Below are 22,263 nucleotides of genomic sequence, written 5' to 3' on the forward strand. Positions count from 1 at the left end.
ACCCACCTGCGAAGCATTTGGTTAACTGCGACCATGGCAGGGGCAAGCAGGTTCCGCCGCCTCTGTAGGAGCGGCCTTGCGTCGCGAAAGGGGCGCGAAGTGCCCCCAGTCGTTTCCATAGCCATGCTGAAATACCGGGGCTGCTGCGCAGCCCTTTCGCGACACAAGGCCGCTCCTACACGACAATAGCGAACGGTGGTTGTTCTGGAACCTGCGAAAGAGGACAATTATCGGCTTCTCGTCACAACCAGCGACCTTGCATGGCCTTTCTTGCACTTGGTATCAACCATAAGACTGCCTCGGTAGACGTACGCGAGCGCGTGGCGTTTACCCCAGAGCAGCTGGTGGACGCCCTGCAGCAGCTCTGCCGACTGACCGCCAGCCGTGAAGCGGCGATCCTGTCGACTTGCAACCGTAGCGAGCTTTATATAGAGCAGGACCACTTGTCTGCCGACGCGGTGCTGCATTGGCTGGCCGATTATCACCGCCTGAGCCTGGATGAACTGCGCGCCAGCGCCTACATCCATGAAGAGCACGACGCTGTGCGGCACATGATGCGGGTGGCCTCGGGCCTCGACTCGCTGGTGCTTGGCGAGCCGCAGATCCTCGGCCAGATGAAGTCCGCCTACGCCGTGGCGCGTGAGGCCGGCACTGTCGGCCCGCTGCTCGGGCGCCTGTTCCAGGCCACCTTCAGTGCCGCCAAGCAGGTGCGCACCGACACCGCGATCGGCGAGAACCCGGTCTCGGTGGCGTTCGCCGCAGTGAGCCTGGCGCGGCAGATCTTCAGTGACCTGGGCCGCAGCCAGGCGCTGCTGATTGGCGCCGGCGAGACCATCACCCTGGTCGCCCGCCACCTCCACGAGCAAGGCGTGCGGCGTATCGTCGTGGCCAACCGGACCCTGGAGCGCGCCAGTACCCTGGCCGAGCAGTTTGGCGCCCATGCCGTGCTGCTGGCCGACATCCCGCAAGAGCTGGCCAACAGCGACATCGTCATCAGCTCCACCGCCAGCCAGTTGCCGATCCTCGGCAAGGGCGCGGTCGAGAGCGCGCTGAAGCAACGCCGGCACAAGCCGATCTTCATGGTCGACATCGCCGTCCCGCGTGACATCGAGCCCGAAGTCGGCGAACTCGACGACGTTTACCTCTACACCGTCGATGACCTGCACGATGTGGTCGCAGAAAATCTCAAGAGCCGCCAGGGCGCTGCCCAGGCCGCCGAAGAGCTGGTGTCGGTGGGCGCCGAAGACTTTATGGTGCGCCTGCGCGAGCTGGCTGCGGTGGACGTGCTCAAGGCCTACCGCCAGCAAAGCGAGCGGCTGCGTGATGAAGAACTGCAAAAAGCCCAGCGTCTGCTGGCCAACGGCGGCAACCCCGAAGACGTGCTGGCCCAACTGGCCCGGGGCCTGACCAACAAACTCCTGCACGCCCCCAGCGTGCAGCTGAAAAAGCTCTCGGCCGAGGGCCGCCTCGATGCGCTGGCCATGGCCCAGGAACTCTTTGCCCTCAACGAGGGCTCGACGGACAAATCCTCGCAATGAAAGCGTCGCTGCTGAACAAACTGGATATCATCCAGGACCGCTTCGAAGAACTGACCGCACTGCTCGGTGACGCTGAAGTCATCTCCGACCAGACGCGTTTCCGCGCCTATTCCCGCGAATACGCCGAAGTCGAGCCGGTCTACGCTGCCTATCAAGCGTGGCGCAAAGTCCAGGACGACCTCGAAGGCGCCCAGGCGCTGCTCAAGGACAGCGACCCGGACATGCGTGAAATGGCCGTGGAAGAAGTGCGCGAAGCCAAGGAGCAATTGCTGACGCTGGAAGCCCAGCTGCAACGCATGCTGCTGCCCAAGGACCCTAACGATGGGCGCAACGTGTTCCTCGAAATCCGCGCCGGCACCGGTGGCGACGAGGCGGCGATCTTTTCGGGCGACTTGTTCCGCATGTATTCGCGCTATGCCGAGAAGCGTGGCTGGCGCTTGGAGATTCTTTCCGAGAACGAAGGCGAACACGGCGGCTACAAGGAAATCATTGCCCGCGTCGAAGGCGAAAGCGTGTACGGCAAGCTCAAGTTCGAATCGGGCGCACACCGCGTGCAGCGCGTGCCGGAAACTGAGTCCCAAGGCCGTATCCACACCTCGGCGTGCACCGTGGCGGTGCTGCCCGAGCCCGACGAGCAGGCCGCGATCGAAATCAACCCGGCCGATTTGCGCGTGGACACCTACCGCGCCTCCGGCGCCGGCGGCCAGCACATCAACAAGACCGACTCGGCCGTGCGCATCACCCACTTGCCCACCGGTATGGTGGTCGAGTGCCAGGAAGAACGTTCGCAGCACAAAAACCGCGCCCGCGCCATGTCCTGGCTGTCGGCCAAGCTCAACGACATGCAGACCAGCGCCGCACAGAACGCCATTGCCAGTGAGCGCAAGCTGCTGGTGGGCTCCGGTGACCGCTCCGAGCGTATCCGCACCTACAATTATCCACAGGGCCGGGTCACCGATCACCGCATCAACCTGACCTTGTATTCGCTGGACGACATCCTCGCCGGTGGCGTAGACGCCGTGATCGAACCGCTGTTGGCCGAATACCAGGCCGATCAACTGGCCGCCTTGGGGGACTGATGACCATCATCGCCAGCTTGCTGCGCAACGCGCAGTTGCCCGAATCGCCCACCGAGCGGCTGGATGCCGAACTGTTGCTGGCTGCGGCCATCGGCAAGTCGCGCAGCTACCTGCATACCTGGCCCGAGCGCATCGTCAGCAGCGAAGCGGCCGACACCTACGCCGGTTACCTGCAGCGCCGCCGTAATGGCGAGCCGGTCGCCTATATCCTCGGGCAGCAAGGGTTCTGGAACATCGACCTGGAAGTGGCGCCGCATACACTGATCCCGCGTCCGGACACCGAGCTGCTGGTCGAAACTGCCCTTGAGCTTCAGCCAGCAACCCCGGCCAAGGTGCTCGACCTGGGCACCGGGACTGGGGCCATTGCCCTGGCGTTGGCCGGCGATCGCCCGGCCTGGCAGGTGACGGCGGTAGACCGGGTGGAGGAGGCGGTCGCGTTGGCCGAGCGTAATCGCCAACGCCTGGGGCTCGCTAACGTCCAAGTGCGTGTCAGCCACTGGTTCGATGGCCTGGGCGATGCGCGCTTTGACCTGATTGTCAGCAACCCGCCGTACATCGCCAGTGAAGACCCGCACCTGGTCGCCGGCGACGTGCGCTTCGAACCCAGCAGCGCGCTGGTGGCGGGCACCGATGGCCTGGACGACCTGCGGGTGATTGCCGCCCAGGCGCCACGTCACCTGCTGCCAGGTGGCTGGTTGTTGTTGGAGCACGGCTACGATCAGGCCGCAGCGGTGCGTGCCTTGCTGGCTGAACACGGCTTTAGCGAGGTGGCCAGCCGCACGGACCTGGGCCGCCATGAACGCATTACCCTGGGGCGCCTGCCATGCTGACTGATCAGGAACTGTTGCGCTACAGCCGGCAGGTCTTGCTGGCGCAGATCGATATCGACGGCCAACTGCGGCTCAAGCAGAGCAAGGCCCTGATCGTCGGCCTCGGTGGCTTGGGCTCGCCTGTCGCGCTTTACCTGGCTGCGGCGGGCGTGGGTGAGCTGCACCTGGCGGACTTCGACACCGTTGACCTGACCAACCTGCAACGCCAGGTGATCCACGACAGCGCCAGCGTCGGCATGAGCAAGGTGGACTCGGCGCTGCAGCGCCTGGAGGCGATCAACCCAGAGATCAGCCTGGTCGCTCATCGCCAGGCGTTGGACGAGGACTCGCTGGCCGCTGCGGTGGCGGCGGTCGACCTGGTGCTGGACTGCTCCGACAACTTTTCTACCCGCGAGGCGGTCAACGCTGCGTGCGTTGCTGCCGGTAAACCGCTGGTCAGTGGCGCGGCGATCCGCCTCGAAGGCCAGCTGTCGGTGTTCGACCCGCGGCGTGACTACAGCCCTTGCTACCACTGCCTGTATGGCCATGGCAGCGAGGCTGAACTGACCTGCAGCGAAGCCGGTGTAATCGGCCCGCTGGTGGGGCTGGTAGGTAGCCTGCAGGCCCTGGAAGCCATGAAACTCTTGGCGGGGTTTGGCGAGCCGCTGGTGGGCCGCCTATTGCTGATCGATGCCCTCGGCACGCGCATTCGTGAGCTGCGGGTCAAGCGCGACCCGGCTTGCGCGGTCTGTGGCAAGCGCGATGGCTGAGCGTTCGGCGCCGATTGGCGTAATGGATTCGGGGGTCGGCGGTTTGTCGGTACTGGCCGAGATCCAGCGCCTGCTGCCTAACGAATCACTGCTGTATGTGGCCGATTGCGGGCACGTGCCTTACGGTGAAAAGTCGGCGGATTACATCCGCCAGCGCTGCCGGCGTATTGCCGAGTTCTTCCAGCAGCAGGGCGCCAAGGCCTTTGTCTTGGCCTGTAATACCGCGACAGTGGCGGCCGTTGCCGACCTGCGTGAGCTGTACCCGCAATGGCCGCTGGTGGGCATGGAGCCAGCGGTAAAGCCGGCTGCTGCAGCCACCCGCTCCGGTGTAGTCGGCGTGCTGGCCACGACCGGCACCTTGCAGAGCGCCAAGTTTGCGGCGTTGCTCGACCGCTTCGCCAGCGATGTGCGCGTGGTCACCCAGCCTTGCCCCGGCCTGGTCGAGCGGATCGAAACCGGCGACCTGAGCAGCCCGGCCTTGCGCCAGTTGTTGCTCGGCTACGTGCAGCCGCTGCTGGCGGCTGGCTGCGACACGCTGATCCTGGGTTGCACGCATTACCCCTTCCTGCGCCCGCTGCTGGCCGACATGGTGCCGGCGGACGTGGCCATCATCGATACCGGCGCCGCCGTGGCGCGTCAATTGCAGCGTCTGCTGGGCGCCAGCGACCTGCTGGCTGAGGGCCCGGCAGTGGGCACCCGCTTCTGGACCAGTGCCGACCCACAATCCCTGAGAAAAATCCTACCGTTGCTGTGGCAGAAGTCCGACAGTGTGCAACGCTTTACGTTGTGAAAAAAACGTGAAAATTAGCTGAACTATCGTACCACTGCCGATTTCTACAGATTTGCCTGACACGAGGCGAACACTAACAACAGCATTAGGAAGAAGGATGTTTCTTATGAGGAAACTGCTCGGCTTGGCGGCGGCTGCCGTCTTTACCTTGGGGCAAGCAGTGTCGGCGCAGGCGGCTGATGTTTCATTTTCGGTGGGGCAGACGGGTGACTCGACCATGGTCTACCGGCTGGGCCTGCAATCGAACTGGGACGCGAGCTGGTGGCAGACCAGCGTTGGTCGCCTGACCGGGTATTGGGATGGGGCTTACACCTACTGGGATGGCGACAAGACGGCGAGCAACCACAGCCTGTCGTTCGCACCGGTATTCGTTTATGAGTTTGCGGGGGATTCGGTAAAGCCCTATATCGAGGCCGGGATTGGCGTCGCGGCCTTTTCCAGCACCGAGCTTGAAACCAATGAGCTGGGCTCGGCGTTCCAGTTCGAAGACCGAATCGGTTTTGGTCTGCGCTTTGCGGGCGGGCATGAAATTGGTGTACGGGCCATTCACTATTCCAATGCTGGCATCAAGCAACCTAACGACGGCGTAGAGAGCTACAGCCTGCATTACCGCATGGCACTCTAAGCTGCCCCGCACCCTTGTAGGAGCAGCCTTTTGCTGCGAAGAGGCCGGTGATAACAGCCGAGATTCTTTGTGATTTCACCGGCCTCTTCGCAGCACAAGGCTGCTCCTACAGGTACAGCGTTTCCAGTACTTGACGGTGTAGAGCGTTACAGCCTGCATTACCGCATGGCACTCTAAGCTGCTCCTACAAGATCAGGGCCGTAGTGGCCACAAGCTGCTCAGGTCCAGCGTCTCCAGCACCAATTCCGGCTCGCGTTGCGGTAACCGCCGCAACAGTTCTTCGGCAGCACTCTGCGGCGTCCACGCCTCGGGTATCGCTTGCGCTGTTGTCACGGGTGTCTTCAACGATTGCGGCCCTACTACCGTCAAGCTGATCTGCAGCTTTTCCAGTACCTGACGTTGCTCGCGAAACCACTGGGCAGTGCTGTTGAAGCCGCTGGCAACCTGGGTGGGTGCAAACAGCTGCGAGGCCGAGTAGCGATTGAGGATGGCCATTACCTGAGGTGCATCACCCTTCGTCAGTAGCGGCAAGGCACTGGCCAGGCAACGTTCGCTGGCCACCAGGTTGCTGCTGGCGATGGCCTCGAACAGCTCGTCATCGGCCACGTCGTCGGCCAGGTAATCACTGGTGCCGGCATTGATGATCAGGCAATCCAGCGAACCCCAAGCATCCAGCAACAATGTGCTGGATGCATCGGCCTGTTCCAGTACCTGCAACTCCCCCGGCAGCCGCACCAACTGCGAGGCGAAACGTTCGCCCAGTGTATCCAGTGCTTCGCATTCCCTGGCACTGGCGGCCACCCGATGCCCTTGCTCGAGCAGCCGCTCTACCAAAGCCAGCCCTAATCCGTTACTGGCCCCTGTTACCCAGAAACTGCGAGTACTGTTCACGATACTGCCCCCTGATCCTGCCGGCGCGGAAGGCCTTTGAAGGCTTCCAATGCACGCTGGCGACTGCTGCCGAGATCGACTATTGGATTGTGATACGAATTAGGTGCAAAAAGATCCGCAGCCTTTACGGGCTGATGAATGGCTTTCTCATCCAGTGCTTGCAATTCCGGTACCCAGTGGCGAATGAATCGCCCTTGCGGGTCGAAGCGCTGAGACTGCGAAACCGGGTTGAAGATGCGGAAGTAGGGCACTGCATCGGTCCCGGTGGACGCGCTCCATTGCCAGCCACCATTGTTGGCCGCCAGGTCACCGTCTATCAGATGGCGCATGAAATGCCGTTCGCCTTTGCGCCAGTCGATCAGCAGGTTCTTGCTGAGAAACATGGCAACGATCATGCGCAGGCGGTTGTGCATCCACCCGGTGTCCAGCAACTGGCGCATGGCGGCATCGATGATCGGGAAGCCGGTGCGCCCCTGTTCCCAGGCCGCGAGGTCTTCAGGCGCATCGCGCCATGGCAAGGCTTCGGTGTGGGTGCGGAAGGCGCGGTGCCGGGAGACCTGGGGATAACCCGTCAGGATGTGCTTGTAGAACTCCCGCCACAGCAGCTCGTTAATCCAGGTTTGGACGCCCGTGCTGCCGCTGTCGAACTCGCCCCGGTTGCACGCCAGGGCGCCGTGCAGGCATTGCCGGGGCGAGATTACCCCAGCGGCCAGATAAGCCGAGAGCTGGCTGGTGCCCGGCTTGGCGGGGAGGTCGCGCAAGGAGTGGTAGTCCTCCACTGCTTCATCCAGAAAGCGCGTCAGGCGGCTCTGCGCCTCGGCTTCCCCTGCTGGCCAGTGGTCGCTCAAGGTGCGCGGCGGTGTGTCGAAGCCCTCTATTTGCTCGGGTATGGGGTCGCTGGCGATCTTCAGGGGCGACTGCGGTTTAACCCGAGGGGCTAACGCCGGGAGGCTGCGGTGCAAGTGTTCGAGGCAGTTTTTCTTGAATTGGCTGAAGACCTGGAAGTAGTCACCACTGCGAGTGAGGACCGTGCCTGGGCGGAAGAACAACTGGTCGAGGTAGCTGTGCGCCTGGATGGCTGACTGTTCCAGCAGTGCCCGCGTAGCCTGGTCGCGGCGCTCTTCGTTGATGCCGTACTCCTCGTTCCAGTGCACGCCCTCGACCCGGTGCTGACGGCAGGCGTCCAACACGGCCTGTGGCGCCTGATCCCACGTATCGACGGTGCGGATCAGCAACGGGATGTTGAGGGCCTCCAGCGACTGACGCAGCGTGCGCAGGTTGCGCAGCCAAAAGTCGACTTTGCAGGCGGCGTCGTCATGCGCCTGCCACTGGCCGGGGCTGACCAGCCACAGGGCAAGGGTCGGGCCGCGTTCGCAGGCTGCGCTCAAGGCGGTGTTGTCGTCGATGCGCAGGTCACTGCGCAGCCAGATCAGTTGCATGGTGCATTCATCTCTACAGGCCGGCGGCCATTGCCTTGAAGCACGCGCAATGCCGACTGTGGGGTATCGAACAGGAAGAGCTCGGGAAGGTCGAGGGCGTTCAGGTGGGCCTGATGCAGGGCGAGCGTGGCGCCGCCCAGCAGTTTTGGCCCCGGTATGCCTTGCAGCAGGCGCTGCAAGGCTTTGCTGTCGATGCGTGGCCCCAGGTGCAGCAGGAGGGCGCGCGGCTGCAGTGCGGCGATCGCCCGTTGCAGCTGTGGGCCGCCGACCGGCTGTTCCAGCACTTCGACAGGGATGCCATTGCTGCTCAGCAGCCAGGCGCATAGCCACAGCGCGGGGTCGAAGGCCTCCTCGCTGTCTTCGGCCAGCAGCACCGCTGGGCCTTGTAGCAGTTGGTTGTCGTGGTACACCCGGGCGCCGAGCTTGCTGCGCAGCCAGGTTTGGAAAAACACCTGTTCAAGCCGGGCATTGAAATAGTTGCGCCAGCGCAGCTCCAGGCTGTCGAGCAGGGGCAGCAGCAGTTGCTCGCACAGGGTGATGGCGGGGTACAGCGCCATGGCTTGGTTGAGTTGCTGGTCGAGTGCACGTTGCGAGAGGTTGGCGATGGCCTCGATCAACTGCGCCTGCCGGGCCTGCCAGTCGCTTTGCGGGGCGCTGCTGGTGGGTTTGTCGAGCAGCTCACGCACCTGGCCCACCGACGCGCCGCGCTGCAGCCAGGCCAGGATCGCTTCGACACGTTCGACCTGCTCGATGGAATACAACCGGTGCCCTTTAGCGGTGCGTTGCGGCTTGAGCAGGCCGTACCGACGTTCCCAGGCACGCAGGGTGACGGGGTTGACGCCGGTGCGGCGGGCGAGCTCGCCGATAGGCAGCAGGCTTTCAGACGGCATTACGAAGCCCCAGGCTCTCGGGGTGTGGTTGCAGGTAGGCTTGCTGCATCAGGTAAGGGTCGGGGTGTTTGCGCAGGTGATGCTTGAGCAAGGTCAGTGGCACGACCAGCGGCACCACGCCTTGTTGGTACTGGCTGATGAGGGTTTGCAATTCGGCCTTGTCCTGTGCGGTCAGGGCATCTTTGAAGTAGCCGCTCAGGTGCTGCAGCACGTTGCAGTGGGTGCCACGGCTGGCACAGCGACGTAGCGCTTGCATCAGCTCGCTGAAGTAACGTGGCCCGATCTCCTGTGGGTCGTCATCGCGGCTCATGGTGCCGAGCAGCCGCCCCAGCGTGCGGTAGGCTTGGGGGTTGTTGGCCATCAACAGGTACTTGTAGCGCGCATGAAAGCGCACCAGCGCGCCGCGGCTGAGGCCTTCGGCCAACAGCCGCTGCCAATCGGCATAGGCGTACACGCGGCTGATGAAGTTTTCGCGCAGCACAGCATCGTGCAGGCGGCCTTCCTCTTCCACCGGCAGGTCCGGACGCAGGCTGCAGAAGGCCTGGGCGTACACGCCGCGGCCGCCATGGAAGGCGGGGTGGCCGTTGTCCTGGTAGACCTTGACCCGCTCCAGGCCGCAGGAGGGCGACTTCTGCATGAAGATGTAGCCGCAGATATCATCGAGCTCGCCGGCCATCTGCTCGCCATAGGTGCGCAGCGGGCCGGTCAGGTCCATGCCGGGGTTGCGGGTGCCGACCACTTCGGGTTGCTCAGGGTTGCCGACCAGGCGGATAGGATCGCGTGGAATGCCGAGGCCGATAGCCACTTCTGGGCAAACGGGCACCCATTCGAAATGCGCTTCCAGTTGTGTGCGGCACAGATCAGAGGCCTTGTGCCCGCCGTTGTAGCGCACACTGTGGCCGGTCAGGCAGGCGCTGATCGCGATGCGAGGCTTGCTGTGGGCGGTGGCGGCTTGCATGGCTGTCTCCGGAAAACCTGTACGTGAAATCAAATTTGTACAAGTTTATTCCAGCACAGCTACGGAGTTATGCAAACAAGTTTTTTTGTACAGGTTCAGCGCCCGCTCAGTCGAGGTGTTCCAGCAGCCGTCGGGCCGCTTCCTGGCCGCTCAGCCAAGCACCTTCGACCCGCCCGGACAAGCACCAGTCGCCACAGGCATACAGGCCTTGATCCGCATCGGCCAAGGCGCCCCACTCGTGGTTGCTGGTGGGGCGTGCATACAACCAGCGGTGGGCGAGGGCGAACGTGGGGGCCGGTACCACGCAGCCGACCAGTTCGGCGAACTCGCCCCACAACTGCTCGATCACCTCTTCCTTCGACAGGTCGATGTGCTGCCGGCTCCAGTGCGACGTGGCATGCAGCACCCAGGTATCGAGGTGCTCGTCCCGCCCTGGCTTGCTGCGGTTGCGGGCCAGCCAGTCGAGCGGGTTGTCCTGCACGAAGCAGCCTTGCATCGGGGTGTCCAATGGGGTCTGGAAGCCCAGGGCAACCGCCCAGGTGGGCTCCATCTGCACGCCTGCGGCGACCGCAGCGAGTTTGGGGGTCGAGGCCAGCAGCGGCGTGGCCTGTGGCGCCGGCACGGCGATTACCACGCGGCTGAATGGGCCGTGGCTGCAGCCTTCGGTGTCTTGCAGGTGCCAGTACTGTTTGCCGCGGAACACTTCAGCGATGCGGCAGCCAAAGTTGACGGTCACATCCTTGAGCAGGCCACGGGTAATGGCGCTCATGCGGGGCACGCCGACCCAGCGAGTCTGCTCGTCCGGGGAGGGGGTGAGTTCGCCATCGCGGTAGTTGTACAGCTGCGGCTTCCACTGCTCGGCCCAACCGGCGGCTACCCATTGCTGGACCTGTTCGACGAAGCGCCGATCACGGGCAGTGAAGTACTGGGCGCCCAGGTCCAGCGCGCCAGCATCGCTGCGCTTGCTGGCCATGCGCCCGCCACTGCCGTGGCCTTTGTCGAATAGGTGTACGGATTGCCCGGCCTTTTGTAGCGCCTGGGCGGCGGACAGACCGGCGATACCGGCACCGATGATGGCAATAGGTACTGTCATGATGGCCTCTTCAAACCTTGCTGTGAGCAGACTACGCTGTCAGGCAAACCTGTACAATGCACAACTTTTGTATAAGGTTATTCCGCTTTATAGAGCAGGTTGGCCTATGTTTATCCGAGAGCGTCGGGTCAAAAAAGTGCCTTGATCTTAAAAATAGACCACAGCCGCATTCTGCGAGGACACAGCCATGCATATATTGCTGACAGGCGGCACTGGCTTGATTGGCCAGCACCTGTGCCAGTTCTGGCTCGGCCAGGGCCATCGCCTCACGGTCTGGAGCCGCCGACCGGAGCAGGTGCCAAAACTGTGCGGTAGCGGGGTGCGCGGTATCGCCCAGCTGGACGAACTGCAAGCGGATGATCACCTCGACGCGGTCATCAACCTGGCGGGTGCGCCGATCGCCGACCGGCCCTGGACCGGAGCCCGGCGCAACCTGTTGTGGGCCAGCCGTATCACGCTCACCGAGCAACTGCTGGCATGGCTGGGTGCGCGTGAGCAGCGCCCTGAGGTGCTGATTTCCGGTTCTGCGGTGGGTTGGTATGGGGATGGCGGTGAGCGTGAACTCACCGAGGCGTCCCAGCCGGTGCGCGAAGATTTTGCCAGCCAGTTGTGTATCGCCTGGGAAGAAACAGCCCAGCGTTCGCAAGCTCAAGGCACCCGCGTGGTGCTGGTGCGCACTGGGCTGGTACTGGCCAGCGATGGCGGCTTTTTGTCGCGCCTGCGGTTGCCCTTCAAGCTCGGGCTGGGCGGACCGTTGGGCGATGGTCGGCAGTGGATGCCGTGGATCCATATAGACGACCAGGTCGCCCTGATTGATTTTCTCTTGCAGCATAAGGACACCAGCGGTCCTTATAATGCCTGCGCCCCAGAGCCTGTGCGCAACCGTGAGTTCGCCAGGCGGCTGGGCCGTGCGATGCACCGGCCGGCGCTGCTGCCTGTGCCTGCGCTTTTGCTGAAGGCCGGGCTCGGCGAGCTGTCGACGCTGCTGCTCGGCGGCCAGCGGGCGCGCCCGGTGCGCTTGCTGGCGGCAGGTTTCACTTTCCGTTTCAACGATCTGCAATCGGCCCTGGACGACCTGTCCAGCCGCCTCTGACATAGGACGCTGCATGACCGATCACGCCCTGCTGCTGGTTAACCTGGGATCCCCGGCCTCCACTTCGGTGGCCGATGTGCGCCGTTACCTCAACCAGTTCCTGATGGACCCGTACGTGATCGACCTGCCTTGGCCGGTGCGGCGCTTGCTGGTGTCGTTGATTCTGATCAAGCGCCCGGAACAGTCGGCGCACGCCTACGCGTCGATCTGGTGGGACGAAGGCTCGCCACTGGTGGTGCTGACCCGCCGCCTGCAGGCTGCGATGGTCGAGCACTGGCCCCATGGCCCGGTGGAAATCGCCATGCGTTACGGCCAGCCGGCGTTGCCCGAAGTGCTGGAGCGCCTGGCAGCTCAGGGCGTGCGCAAGGTCACCTTGGCACCGCTTTATCCACAGTTTGCAGACAGTACGGTGACCACCGTGGTGGCGTTGGCCAAACAGACGGTCAGCGAGCGCCAGTTGCCGTTGCAGATGCGCGTGCTGCAGCCGTTCTACGACCATCCCGAGTACATCGAGGCGTTGGTGGCCAGCGCCAAGCCTTACCTGCAGCAGGATTACGACCACCTATTGCTGAGTTTTCATGGGCTGCCGGAGCGGCACCTGAAAAAGCTCGACCCCACCGGTAAGCATGATTTTCAGGCGGCCGATTGCTGCAAGGACGCCAGTGCCGAAATGCGCGCCGTGTGTTATCGCGGGCAGTGTTTGGCCACGGCCAAGGCCTTTGCGCAGAAAATGGGCATACCAGATGGCAAGTGGTCGGTGTCGTTCCAGTCGCGCCTGGGGCGCGCCAAGTGGATCGAACCCTATACCGAGACGCGGCTGGACGAGTTGGCCAAGGCGGGGGTGAAGAAGCTGCTGGTGATGTGCCCGGCGTTCGTTGCCGATTGCATCGAAACGTTGGAAGAGATCGGCGATCGCGGCAAAGAACAATTCATCGAGGCAGGGGGCGAGGAATTGCTGCTGGTGCCGTGCCTGAATGATCACCCAGAGTGGGTGAAGGTGCTGGCGGGGATGTGCGAAAAAGCCTGAATGAGTCCGCCCTTTTGGGGGCGGCCTTGTGCTGCGAAGAGGCCGGTGATGACACAGAAGATTGATGTGTTTTCAACGGCCTCTTCGCAGCACAAGGCTGCTCCTACAGGGGAGGCGTTTTGCGGCAGGAGCGCGTGTCACTTAAGGTAGCTGATCATCCAGCTTCTTGTTCTTCCAGCCATCATTGCCCGGCAGGATCAGGTTCAGGGCAATGGCCACCACGGCGCACAGGGCGATGCCCTTCAGGCCCCAGTCGTCCGGGCCGTCACCGCTGCCGATCAACACGCCGCCAATACCGAACACCAGGGTCACCGAAACGATTACCAGGTTGCGCGCCTCGGCCAGGTCGATCTTGTGGCGGATCATGGTGTTCATGCCCACCGCCGCAATTGAGCCGAACAGCAGGCACAGAATGCCGCCCATGACCGGTACCGGAATGCTCTGCAGCAGCGCGCCGAACTTGCCGATGAAGGCCAGGGTAATAGCAAACACCGCCGCCCAGGTCATGATCTTCGGGTTGTAGTTCTTGGTCAGCATCACCGCGCCGGTCACTTCGGCGTAGGTGGTGTTGGGTGGGCCCCCGAACAGGCCAGCAGCCGTGGTCGCCAGGCCGTCACCCAGCAGGGTGCGGTGCAAACCAGGCTTTTTCAGGTAGTCGCGCCCGGTGACGCTGCCCACCGCAATCACCCCGCCGATATGCTCGATCGCCGGTGCCAGGGCTACCGGCACGATGAACAGGATGGCCTGCCAGTTGAACGCCGGCGCGGTGAAGTTGGGGATCTCCAACCACGGTGCAGCGGCAATCTTGGCCGTGTCGACCACGCCAAAGGCAAACGCCAGGGCAAAGCCCACCAGTACGCCGGAGATGATCGGCACCAGGCGGAAGATACCCTTGCCGAAAACTGCGACGATCAAGGTAGTCAGCAGTGCCGGCATCGAGATCAGCATGGCGGTCTTGTAAGGCATCAGCGCAGCACCGTCACCGCCCTTGCCCATGGCCATGTTGGCAGCGATGGGCGCCATGGCCAGGCCAATCGAGATGATCACTGGGCCAATCACCACAGGCGGCAGCATGCGGTCGATGAAACCGGTGCCTTTGATTTTTACCATCAGCCCCATGAAGGTGTAGACGAAGCCTGCGGCCATTACGCCGCCCATGGTTTCGGCCAGGCCGAACTGGCCCTTGGCAAGGATGATCGGGGTGATGAAGGCAAAGCTGGATGCCAGGAACACCGGGACCTGACGGCCGGTGACCAGCTGGAACAGCAGCGTGCCGATACCGGCGGTGAACAGCGCGACGTTCGGGTCGAGGCCGGTGATCAGTGGCATCAGCACCAGCGCGCCAAATGCCACAAAGAGCATCTGCGCGCCCGAAACGACCTGGCGCCAAAGCGGGTCGTTGAAGCCGTCCTGCATGGTCAGGCGTCCTTTTGCTTGGTGCCGAAGATCTTGTCGCCGGCATCACCCAGGCCTGGCACGATGTAGCCGTGCTCGTTCAGGCGCTGGTCGATCGAAGCGGTGTAGATCTGTACATCCGGGTGGGCTTTTTCCACCACATTGATGCCTTCGGGTGCGGCGACCAGCACCATGGCGCGAATCTCTTTGCAGCCAGCTTTTTTCAGCAGGTCGATGGTGGCGACCATCGAGGCGCCGGTGGCCAGCATCGGGTCGATGATCAGGGCCAGACGCTGGTTGATGTCCGGCGCGAGCTTTTCCAGGTAGGTGTGGGCTTCGAGGGTTTCTTCGTTGCGCGCGACGCCGACGGCACTGACCTTGGCACCCGGAATCAGGCTGAGCACGCCGTCGAGCATGCCGATGCCGGCGCGCAGGATCGGGACGACGGTAATCTTCTTGCCGGCGATTTTTTCGACCTGTACCTTGCCACACCACCCGTCGATCTCGTAGGTTTCCAGTGGCAGGTCCTGGGTGGCTTCATAGGTCAGAAGCGCGCCGACTTCCTGGGCAAGTTCGCGAAAATTCTTGGTGCTGATGTCGGCACGGCGCATGAGGCCGAGCTTGTGGCGGATCAGCGGATGGCGGATCTCACGAGTGGGCATAGGGGGGGGCTCCGAAAGGCGGGCAAAAAAACCGCGCTAGATTAATCTATTCAGCCTGTGCTGTCGTGTAGTCCTTTTGGACGTTAGTCCATAAATGCTTGATCTGTGGCGAGCGGATGCGTACCTTTGCCCGCTTTTCCAAAATACCCCCCCTGGAGAGCGCAATGCCCGCCGATCTCGAGCACATCCGTCAAGTCATGCGCGAAGCAGACTGTCTGTACACCGAAGCCGAAGTCGAAGCGGCCATCGCCAAGGTCGGCGAGCAGATCTGCAAAGACCTGCACGACAAGAACCCGGTGGTCTTCTGCGTGATGAACGGCGGCCTTATCTTCTCGGGCAAGCTGCTGACCCACCTGCAGTTCCCGCTGGAAGCGTCGTACCTGCACGCCACCCGCTACCGCAACCAGACCAGCGGCGGCGAGTTGTTCTGGAAAGCCAAGCCAGAAGTCTCGTTCATCGACCGTGACGTGCTGATCGTCGACGATATCCTCGACGAAGGCCACACCCTCAGCGCCATCATCGAGTTCTGCAAGCACGCCGGTGCGCGCTCGGTGCACACCGCGGTGCTGATCGACAAGGACCACGACCGCAAAGCCAGCCCGGACCTTAAAGCCAACTACGTCGGCCTGCCCTGCGTCGATCGCTACATCTTCGGCTATGGCATGGACTACAAGGGCTACTGGCGTAACGCTAACGGCATCTTCGCCGTCAAGGGGCTGTAACCATGCGCCAGCCCGCGTTCATCGACCAATCGCTGTTCGCCGAGCTGGCGCAGAAGGCTGCCGCCAACCCTCGCGGGCGGCAGCACCATAACTTCCATGAGATGGAAGAGCCTTGCCACCGCATGGCAGTCGGGCTGCAGCCGACGACCTACATCCCACCCCATCGGCACCTGAGCGACGACAAGGCCGAAGCACTGATCGTGCTCAAGGGGCGCCTTGGCCTGCTGATCTTCGATGAGCACGGTGCGCTGACTGAAAAGCGGGTGCTGCAGGCGGGCGGCGATTGCCTGGGTGTAGACCTGGCGCCCGGTACCTACCACGGGTTGGTGGTACTGGAGCCGGACAGCATCCTCTTCGAGTGCAAGGCAGGGCCGTACCGGCCAGTGGGCGAGGGCGAGCATGCCCACTGGGCGCCGCGTGAAGGCGAGGCGGGCGTGGCCGAGTACCAGGCCTGGATGCGCGCCCAGTTCGATTGATATTGCCAATAATGGTATGCATGCGGGCTCAACGGTAGGAGCGGCCTTGCGTCGCGAAAGGGCTGCGCAGCAGCCCCGGCAATTTCAGCTGTGAAGCATAAATCGTAGGGCTGCTGCGCAGCCCTTTCGCGACGCAAGGCCGCTCCTACAAGAGCCAGTGCAGGCCATGCTAGAGTGCGCCTTCATTCAAGGAGCCTCACATGCGTGCGATTCTTCCCCTCCTGCTCGCGGTCAGCCTGCCGATCTGTGCCGCCCCGCTGCACAGCCAGTTTCTGCCGCCTGACGACCTGTCTCTGCGCCAGGAAGCGCCGACCGGTCAGCAACTGCTGCAAGTGACCGATTATGCAGTGGTGGTCGGCGCCCAGCGCCAGTCCGACCAGCAACCAATCCCCATCACCGCATCGTTGCAAATGCGCCTCAAGGGCAAGCCGCTGAGCAAGGGCGCCACCATCGCCCAGGTGCTGCTGACCTTTGATGGTGAAGCCGGCAAAAGCTTGAAAAAGCCCGTCTATGACGAGAAAACTCGCACCTTGAGCCTCAACTACCCGGTCAGCGATTACCGCGTGATCATGGACCTGCTGCGCAACGAAACGCTCTACGTGCAGTTTTTGACCTACGGCAACGGCCATATCTGGGCCGACCTGCACACCGGCACCGTACGTACGCGTTGAGGCGCGCGCCCTGCGGGGGGTAAACTGCCGGCCTTCGAAATTCCGTGATGGTCCAGTTGGAGTCGGCAATGCGTAAAGACAAGAAACAGGTAATCGGTGACGAAATCAGCGACGACTACATCAAGTCGTTCCTTCAGTTCGAGCCGGCCGATGGCGTGACTTCGCCGTCGCTGCACAAGCTGGTCAAGGCTTACCGTGGCCTGCGTGTCGACGACTTCGAGCGTTTCGTCGGCTTCTTCGTCGAAGCGGGCCTGGACCTGGATGGCAAGGACGAGCACGGCAAGACCTTCGTCGAACAGATCGCCGACCAGCGCAATGCCCCTGAGTACATCGAGATCATCGATAAAGCCCGCGGCTGATTGTTAAGCCTGTACTGGCCTCTTCGCGGGCAAGCCCGCTCCCACAGGTATTGCACCGCTCTCAAGATCTGTGAAACACCTGTGGGCTTGCCCATGAAGAGACCGGCACAGGCCAAAACGCAGGCACAAAAAAACGCCCCGAGGGGCGTTTTTTCGTTTCAGCCAGCTCAGGCGTAATGCTTGGCCGGGCTGTCTTCCACCAGTTCCAACGCGGCATCGTTGTCGGCACTGATCTTGTTGTACAGCGCGGCATCGGTTGCCAGGACCTTCTCGCGAGCGGGGAAGATTTCCTTGAGCTTGGCAGCCCAGGCACCTTTGGCCTGCTCGGGGAAGCAACGCTCGATCAGTTCCAGCATGATCGAAACGGTTACCGAAGCGCCCGGCGATGCGCCGAGCAGTGCGGCTAGGCTGCCGTCCTGGGCCGAGACCAGCTCGGTACCGAACTGCAGAATGCCGCCCTTTTTCGGGTCTTTCTTGATGATTTGCACGCGTTGGCCGGCCACTTCCAGGCGCCAGTCTTCGGCTTTGGCTTGCGGGTAGAAGCGGCGCAGCGATTCCAGGCGCTGTTCCATCGACTGCATCACTTCGCTGACCAGGTACTTGGTCAGGTCCATGTTGTCGCGGGCCACGGCCAGCATCGGGCCGATGTTACCCATGCGCACCGACAGTGGCAGGTCCATCAGCGAACCATGCTTGAGGAACTTGGTGGTAAAGCCGGCGTACGGGCCGAACAGCAGCGAGGTCTTGCCGTCTACCACGCGGGTGTCCAGGTGCGGCACCGACATCGGTGGCGCGCCGACCGCCGCCTGGCTGTAAACCTTGGCCTGGTGCTGTTTGACGATTTCCGGGTTGTCGCAACGCAGCCACTGGCCGCTGACCGGGAAGCCGCCGAAGCCTTTGCTCTCGGGGATGCCCGACAGTTGCAGCAGCGGCAGGGCCGCGCCACCGGCACCGAGGAACACGAAGCGCGCGTCGACTTCACGGCTGCCGCCGCTGTTGACGTCCTTGATGCTCACGGTCCAGCCGCTGCCGTTACGGCGCAGGCCGACGACTTTCTTGCTGTACTTGACCTGCGCGTCGGGCGAGTCGCCCAGCAGCTTGAGCAGCTTGTTGGTCAGTGCGCCGAAGTTGACGTCGGTGCCTTTCGCCACGCGGGTGGCGGCGATGTGCTGGTCGGCCGGGCGGCCGGGCATCATCAACGGCATCCAGTCGCTCATCACGGCCTTGTCTTCGGTGTATTCCATCTCGGAGAAGGCGTGATGCTGCTTGAGCAGCTCGAAGCGCTTCTTGAGGAAGGAAACACCCTTGTCACCTTCGACGTAGCTCAGGTGCGGGACAGGGTTGATGAAGGCACGCGCCGAGCCGAAGTTACCCTTCTTGCTCAGGTAAGCCCAGAACTGGCGCGAGACCTCGAACTGGGTATTGATGTGCACGGCCTTCTTGATGTCGATGCTGCCATCGGCGGCCTGGGGCGTGTAGTTAAGCTCGCACAGGCCAGCGTGGCCGGTACCTGCGTTGTTCCAGGGGTTGGAGCTTTCCGCGGCCCCGGAGTCCATCGCCTCGACGACCTCCAGCTTGAGGGTCGGGTCGAGCTCCTTGAGCAGTACGGCCAGGGTGGCACTCATGATGCCCGCGCCTACCAGTACTACATCAACCGATTCGTTCTGCGCCATTTAACGCGTCTCCACAATCTACAGCTACCTAATTGACAGCATAGGATCCCTGGGTTCGCCAGGATCGCCATGTCCGACTTTTCGCAGTTCTTGCAACTTCCGCGGACACCGCCAATCAGTCTTCGGGTTCGGGTATTGAACCCCGATTGCCACGGGTGCGGCAATTCGACTTATGGTCAAGGTGTCGTGCGTGCGTTATGGAACGGCCTCAGACACTCATCCGGGATGAGCGCAGTTGCCGCCTGTTCAGGGCTGTTCGGGACACATCTGCCGCTTTTGCACATGCCAGACTGTTCATTTGCTCGCCACACTCTCGTGAAGTTGTGAAAACCGTTTTTTCACGCTCTTTTGGAGACGTGAACCTCAAAAGGGGACTGCGCGATGGCAACCCACAGGTTCATGCAGTGCGAAGGGCCGGAAAAGCAGGCACGACAGCCGATGCAAGACCTGAGTGGAAGGCTCTCTGTGGGCGAAGCGGTGAAGGTGCCGGGGTCAAGCGGCAAATGCGGGGCCCGATCAGGAGACGTCCTTATAATCGGGGGGAGATTATAGCGATGTCGAAGGCAGAAAGGTCGTTATTCGTGGTTTTTATTGCAGCGTTTGTCAGGCCGGCAGGCTGTGCTGATGCCAACGGGTGTTTGCGCGGGCGCAAACCCGGGCGCTGGCGGGCAGTTGGCGGCTGGCTGCAACCGGCAATATAAAGCCGGCTACCGCTGCGTACTGCTTTTTCTTGTGGCTTGCCGCTTGTAGGTTGCCGCTAGGTATACTGTGCGCCTTAGCCGCATTTTCTGGAGAAACGCGCATGTTGCAACGTCTGTTGTTCGGTTTGATCGCGGTGGCCAGCCTCAGCCTGGTCGGATGTGCCCACAGCCCGCAACAACTCAGCCCGCAGCCCAAGCTCACCGCCCAGCTCGCACCTGTCGGCCACGGTCAGCCGGTGGTGGTCAAGGTGGTTGATGGCCGGGCTTCGCAGTCCCTGGGCACGCGCGGTGGCATGTACCCCGAGACCAGCACCATCAGTGTCAGTGGCAATGATGTGCTGCCCAAGCTGCAGGCCCAGGCCGAAGCCGCTGTGCGCCTGCTCGGTTTCACCCCGACGGCGAATGCCTACAATGCCCCGCAGTTGACCGTGACCCTGGCTGAGCTTAAGTACCAGTCGCCCAAGGACAACCTGTACGTGACCGAGGCCACCATCGGTGCCACCTTCCGTGCCGACGTGGCCAACGCCAACCGCCGTTACAGCGGCCGTTACGGTGCTTCGCTGGACCAGCGTTTTGGCATGGCGCCGAACCAGGAAACCAACACCAAGCTGGTCAGCGACGTGCTGAGCGACGCCCTGACCCGCCTGTTCAAAGACCCGACCATCGGGCAAGTACTGGGCGAATAAGCGTTCAGCCCTGCTAAAACAAACCCGCTGCCTGGCTGACAGGCAGCGGGTTTGTTTTTTTGGGGGGGCTTCAGGCCGCCTGGATGTGGAAGTCCAGCAGGCTGAAACCGGTAGCCACATCCACCTCCGGCAAGTCCTGATGCGCGTGCCCACCCAGCGCGCAATAGACCAACCACTGGCGGTCCTGCACATTGATGGCAAAACCGTCGATCAACGCCTGCTGTTCGTCGCTCTGGGCTACGAGATAGAGGCGGTCCTGGTTTTCGGCATGCAGCATGAACGAGCTCCGGATCGGGAAAAGGCCGACAGCGTGGCCTGTTCTGATGACGAACCTGTGACAGATGAAATTTAGTGACACTTTGTCGCCGAGCCCGAGCGCCCACGCCGGACTTGGGTAAAATGCCGGCCTTTGCCGTCCTTCAAACCGAGGTTGTGTAATGTCGTTGCAAGTGCTCTGGGGGTTTCTGGCCGCCCATCCCACCAAGCTGATCAACCTGCTGGCGTTGCTGATGACGTGCCCCGGCGGGATGCTGCTGCACAGCGCACGGCGGCGCGAGGCTGTCACGCGGGAAAGCCTGGCGGTGGATGAGGGGGTAGTGGATGCGTTTGACCTGAGGGTGCCGCGTTACTTCTATATTCTCGGCTTTTCGTGCCTGGCCATGGCGCTGCTGCTGTCCTGGTTCAGTACCTGGCTGTAAAACCTTGGGGCTGCAAAGCAGCCCCGGGTTGATCAGGCAACTGGCGTTTGCTGCTTGACCTGGTACTGGTTGCGCACCGGCGTCGCGTATTGCAACACCAGGTACGGCCGCTGTTCTTCAGGGCAAGCCTCCAAGCGACGCTGCCATTCTTCCTTGGCACGCGCCAGCTCTTCGCCTGGGAACACCTTCTCGGCGCTCGGCACTTGCAGTGCCTCATCCTTCTCGTCCCACATCGCGTAGGCCAGGTAGTGCACCGGGAACAACCGGTAGCCACCGAGGACCTGCCGGTCAATTTCGGCTGCCAGCTGCTTGGTGTCCTCGAAGTACTCGGTCACCGGCGCGGCAAAGTTGATGTGCACCCGGCCCTTGTAGCCAGTGATGCCTTTGGCGATGCTGTTGTCGTCCTCGCCCGGCGCCTTCTTGTAGGTGCCGGTGGTGGCGCGGATGTACAGCTCGCGGGCCTTGGCCTGGTCGCAGGGGTCGTACTCGTAGCTGATCGAAACCGGCGTCAGGTTCAGGCTCTGAATGACCGCGCCGAACGGCTCGTCCTTGCGGCTCATGTGGAACATCTTGAGGATCGCCGAGTCGGTACGGTCGTCGCCGTCCTTGGCGCGGCCTTCGGCCTGGGCGATCCAGATCGATGCGCCATCGTTGCGGATCGAGTGGTTGATGTAGGCCGAGAGCAGCTGGTAAGCCGCCAGCTTCTCGCGACGACCGCTGAGCGAGCGGTGCACGATGAAGCTCTTGTTCAGGCGCATCATGTCGCTGACGAAGGGTTTTTGCAGCAGGTTGTCACCGATGGCGATGCGCGGGGTCGGCAGGCCGGCGTGGTACACGGCGTAGTTGACGAAGGCCGGGTCCATGACGATGTCGCGGTGGTTGGCCAGGAACAAGTACGCGGTGCCAACCTTGAGTTGCTCGACACCCGAATAGGTAACGCCATCGGTGGCGCGCTCGATGGTCTGGTCGACGTAGTATTCGACTTTGTCCTGCAAGGTCGACACGCAGGTGACGCCGGCGAATTCCTTGCGCAGGCGGCGGGCGATCAGTGGCTTGAGCAGCCAGCCGAGTGGGGCGGCAGCACGCGGGAAGCGGAAGTGGGTGAGGATATCGAGGAATGCCGGGTCGCTGAGCAGGCGTGCCAACACGGCAGGGACCTCAGCGTCGTCGTACGGTCGGATGGCATCGAATTCGCCCATCATGCTCTCTTGTTGGAAA

General features: G+C 62.6%; 24 protein-coding genes. 14 read left to right on the forward strand and 10 right to left on the reverse strand.

What is annotated here, in order from left to right; translation table 11 throughout:
• Window positions 1-260: 260 nt before the first annotated feature.
• From hemA to HU750_RS18690, 6 genes are all read left to right on the forward strand, one after another.
• The gene (gene hemA, locus HU750_RS18665; RefSeq protein WP_027594475.1) at window positions 261-1,538 is read left to right on the forward strand and encodes a glutamyl-tRNA reductase; all 1,278 of its coding nucleotides are present in this window, start codon (window positions 261-263) and stop codon (window positions 1,536-1,538) included.
• Window positions 1,535-2,617, forward strand: coding sequence for a peptide chain release factor 1 (gene prfA / locus HU750_RS18670; RefSeq protein WP_027594474.1), 1,083 nt, complete (start codon window positions 1,535-1,537; stop codon window positions 2,615-2,617). The genes hemA and prfA overlap by 4 nt, the downstream gene beginning before the upstream one ends.
• Complete coding sequence (prmC, locus tag HU750_RS18675) at window positions 2,617-3,447, forward strand: peptide chain release factor N(5)-glutamine methyltransferase (protein ID WP_186681727.1); 831 nt, start codon at window positions 2,617-2,619, stop codon at window positions 3,445-3,447. Before prfA ends, prmC begins: the two co-directional genes overlap by 1 nt.
• On the forward strand, window positions 3,441-4,196 hold the full coding sequence (locus tag HU750_RS18680; protein ID WP_099452897.1) for a molybdopterin-synthase adenylyltransferase MoeB: 756 nt from the start codon (window positions 3,441-3,443) through the stop codon (window positions 4,194-4,196). Before prmC ends, HU750_RS18680 begins: the two co-directional genes overlap by 7 nt.
• Complete coding sequence (gene murI, locus HU750_RS18685; protein ID WP_186681729.1) at window positions 4,189-4,986, forward strand: glutamate racemase; 798 nt, start codon at window positions 4,189-4,191, stop codon at window positions 4,984-4,986. Before HU750_RS18680 ends, murI begins: the two co-directional genes overlap by 8 nt.
• Window positions 4,987-5,092: 106 nt before the next feature.
• Complete coding sequence (locus HU750_RS18690) at window positions 5,093-5,611, forward strand: acyloxyacyl hydrolase (protein WP_186681731.1); 519 nt, start codon at window positions 5,093-5,095, stop codon at window positions 5,609-5,611.
• A gap of 192 nt (window positions 5,612-5,803) precedes the next feature.
• On the opposite strand, the gene HU750_RS18695 is transcribed toward HU750_RS18690, so the two are convergent.
• The 5 genes from HU750_RS18695 to HU750_RS18715 all read right to left on the reverse strand — a co-directional run bounded on the left by HU750_RS18695 (window position 5,804) and on the right by HU750_RS18715 (window position 10,882).
• Window positions 5,804-6,502, reverse strand: coding sequence for an SDR family NAD(P)-dependent oxidoreductase (locus HU750_RS18695; protein WP_186681734.1), 699 nt, complete (start codon window positions 6,500-6,502; stop codon window positions 5,804-5,806).
• Window positions 6,499-7,941 (reverse strand): deoxyribodipyrimidine photo-lyase, encoded by a 1,443-nt coding sequence (gene phrB / locus HU750_RS18700; RefSeq protein ID WP_186681736.1) that lies wholly within the window; start codon window positions 7,939-7,941, stop codon window positions 6,499-6,501. The genes HU750_RS18695 and phrB overlap by 4 nt, the downstream gene beginning before the upstream one ends.
• Window positions 7,932-8,831, reverse strand: coding sequence for a MerR family transcriptional regulator (locus tag HU750_RS18705; RefSeq protein ID WP_186681739.1), 900 nt, complete (start codon window positions 8,829-8,831; stop codon window positions 7,932-7,934). Before HU750_RS18705 ends, phrB begins: the two co-directional genes overlap by 10 nt.
• A complete protein-coding gene (locus tag HU750_RS18710) occupies window positions 8,821-9,789 on the reverse strand; it encodes a YbgA family protein (protein WP_186681741.1) in 969 nt (322 codons plus the stop codon). Before HU750_RS18710 ends, HU750_RS18705 begins: the two co-directional genes overlap by 11 nt.
• A gap of 106 nt (window positions 9,790-9,895) precedes the next feature.
• Entirely contained in the window at window positions 9,896-10,882 is a 987-nt protein-coding gene (locus HU750_RS18715) for an NAD(P)/FAD-dependent oxidoreductase (protein WP_085274103.1), read from the reverse strand.
• Window positions 10,883-11,069: 187 nt separating this feature from the next.
• Between HU750_RS18715 and HU750_RS18720 the strand changes: the two genes are divergently transcribed.
• A complete protein-coding gene (locus tag HU750_RS18720) occupies window positions 11,070-11,975 on the forward strand; it encodes a TIGR01777 family oxidoreductase (RefSeq protein WP_186681743.1) in 906 nt (301 codons plus the stop codon).
• A 13-nt stretch (window positions 11,976-11,988) separates the two neighbouring features.
• Window positions 11,989-13,002: a ferrochelatase gene (gene hemH / locus HU750_RS18725; protein WP_099428319.1), complete on the forward strand. Its 1,014-nt coding sequence runs from the start codon at window positions 11,989-11,991 to the stop codon at window positions 13,000-13,002.
• A 141-nt stretch (window positions 13,003-13,143) separates the two neighbouring features.
• Here the strand turns inward: hemH and HU750_RS18730 are convergent, their stop codons facing one another.
• Together HU750_RS18730 and upp are read right to left on the reverse strand one after the other, a co-directional pair.
• Window positions 13,144-14,418: a uracil-xanthine permease family protein gene (locus HU750_RS18730; RefSeq protein WP_027594462.1), complete on the reverse strand. Its 1,275-nt coding sequence runs from the start codon at window positions 14,416-14,418 to the stop codon at window positions 13,144-13,146.
• A 2-nt stretch (window positions 14,419-14,420) separates the two neighbouring features.
• Window positions 14,421-15,059: a uracil phosphoribosyltransferase gene (upp, locus tag HU750_RS18735; protein WP_027594461.1), complete on the reverse strand. Its 639-nt coding sequence runs from the start codon at window positions 15,057-15,059 to the stop codon at window positions 14,421-14,423.
• A gap of 164 nt (window positions 15,060-15,223) precedes the next feature.
• On the opposite strand from upp, the gene HU750_RS18740 reads away from it, so the two are divergent.
• The 4 genes from HU750_RS18740 to HU750_RS18755 all read left to right on the forward strand — a co-directional run bounded on the left by HU750_RS18740 (window position 15,224) and on the right by HU750_RS18755 (window position 17,287).
• A complete protein-coding gene (locus HU750_RS18740; RefSeq protein WP_027594460.1) occupies window positions 15,224-15,781 on the forward strand; it encodes a hypoxanthine-guanine phosphoribosyltransferase in 558 nt (185 codons plus the stop codon).
• A 2-nt stretch (window positions 15,782-15,783) separates the two neighbouring features.
• Window positions 15,784-16,257, forward strand: a complete 474-nt coding sequence (locus HU750_RS18745; protein ID WP_099452908.1) for a WbuC family cupin fold metalloprotein — start codon at window positions 15,784-15,786, stop codon at window positions 16,255-16,257.
• Window positions 16,258-16,457: 200 nt separating this feature from the next.
• Complete coding sequence (locus HU750_RS18750; RefSeq protein ID WP_027594458.1) at window positions 16,458-16,928, forward strand: hypothetical protein; 471 nt, start codon at window positions 16,458-16,460, stop codon at window positions 16,926-16,928.
• A 68-nt stretch (window positions 16,929-16,996) separates the two neighbouring features.
• On the forward strand, window positions 16,997-17,287 hold the full coding sequence (locus HU750_RS18755; RefSeq protein ID WP_003247360.1) for a PA4642 family protein: 291 nt from the start codon (window positions 16,997-16,999) through the stop codon (window positions 17,285-17,287).
• A gap of 167 nt (window positions 17,288-17,454) precedes the next feature.
• Here the strand turns inward: HU750_RS18755 and mqo are convergent, their stop codons facing one another.
• Window positions 17,455-18,960, reverse strand: coding sequence for a malate dehydrogenase (quinone) (gene mqo / locus HU750_RS18760; protein ID WP_099452910.1), 1,506 nt, complete (start codon window positions 18,958-18,960; stop codon window positions 17,455-17,457).
• An 802-nt stretch (window positions 18,961-19,762) separates the two neighbouring features.
• Between mqo and HU750_RS18765 the strand changes: the two genes are divergently transcribed.
• Window positions 19,763-20,347 (forward strand): YajG family lipoprotein, encoded by a 585-nt coding sequence (locus HU750_RS18765; protein WP_085274100.1) that lies wholly within the window; start codon window positions 19,763-19,765, stop codon window positions 20,345-20,347.
• A gap of 70 nt (window positions 20,348-20,417) precedes the next feature.
• Here the strand turns inward: HU750_RS18765 and HU750_RS18770 are convergent, their stop codons facing one another.
• The gene (locus tag HU750_RS18770) at window positions 20,418-20,624 is read right to left on the reverse strand and encodes a hypothetical protein (protein WP_027594455.1); all 207 of its coding nucleotides are present in this window, start codon (window positions 20,622-20,624) and stop codon (window positions 20,418-20,420) included.
• A gap of 160 nt (window positions 20,625-20,784) precedes the next feature.
• On the opposite strand from HU750_RS18770, the gene HU750_RS18775 reads away from it, so the two are divergent.
• Window positions 20,785-21,045 carry a hypothetical protein gene (locus HU750_RS18775; protein ID WP_099452911.1) on the forward strand — a complete coding sequence of 87 codons (261 nt, stop codon included), beginning with the start codon at window positions 20,785-20,787 and terminating at the stop codon, window positions 21,043-21,045.
• Window positions 21,046-21,077: 32 nt separating this feature from the next.
• Here the strand turns inward: HU750_RS18775 and HU750_RS18780 are convergent, their stop codons facing one another.
• Window positions 21,078-22,247 carry a 1-acyl-sn-glycerol-3-phosphate acyltransferase gene (locus HU750_RS18780; protein ID WP_186681745.1) on the reverse strand — a complete coding sequence of 390 codons (1,170 nt, stop codon included), beginning with the start codon at window positions 22,245-22,247 and terminating at the stop codon, window positions 21,078-21,080.
• Window positions 22,248-22,263: the final 16 nt, after the last annotated feature.

Source organism: Pseudomonas sp. SWRI50 (assembly GCF_014269095.1).
Classification (GTDB): domain Bacteria; phylum Pseudomonadota; class Gammaproteobacteria; order Pseudomonadales; family Pseudomonadaceae; genus Aquipseudomonas; species Aquipseudomonas kermanshahensis.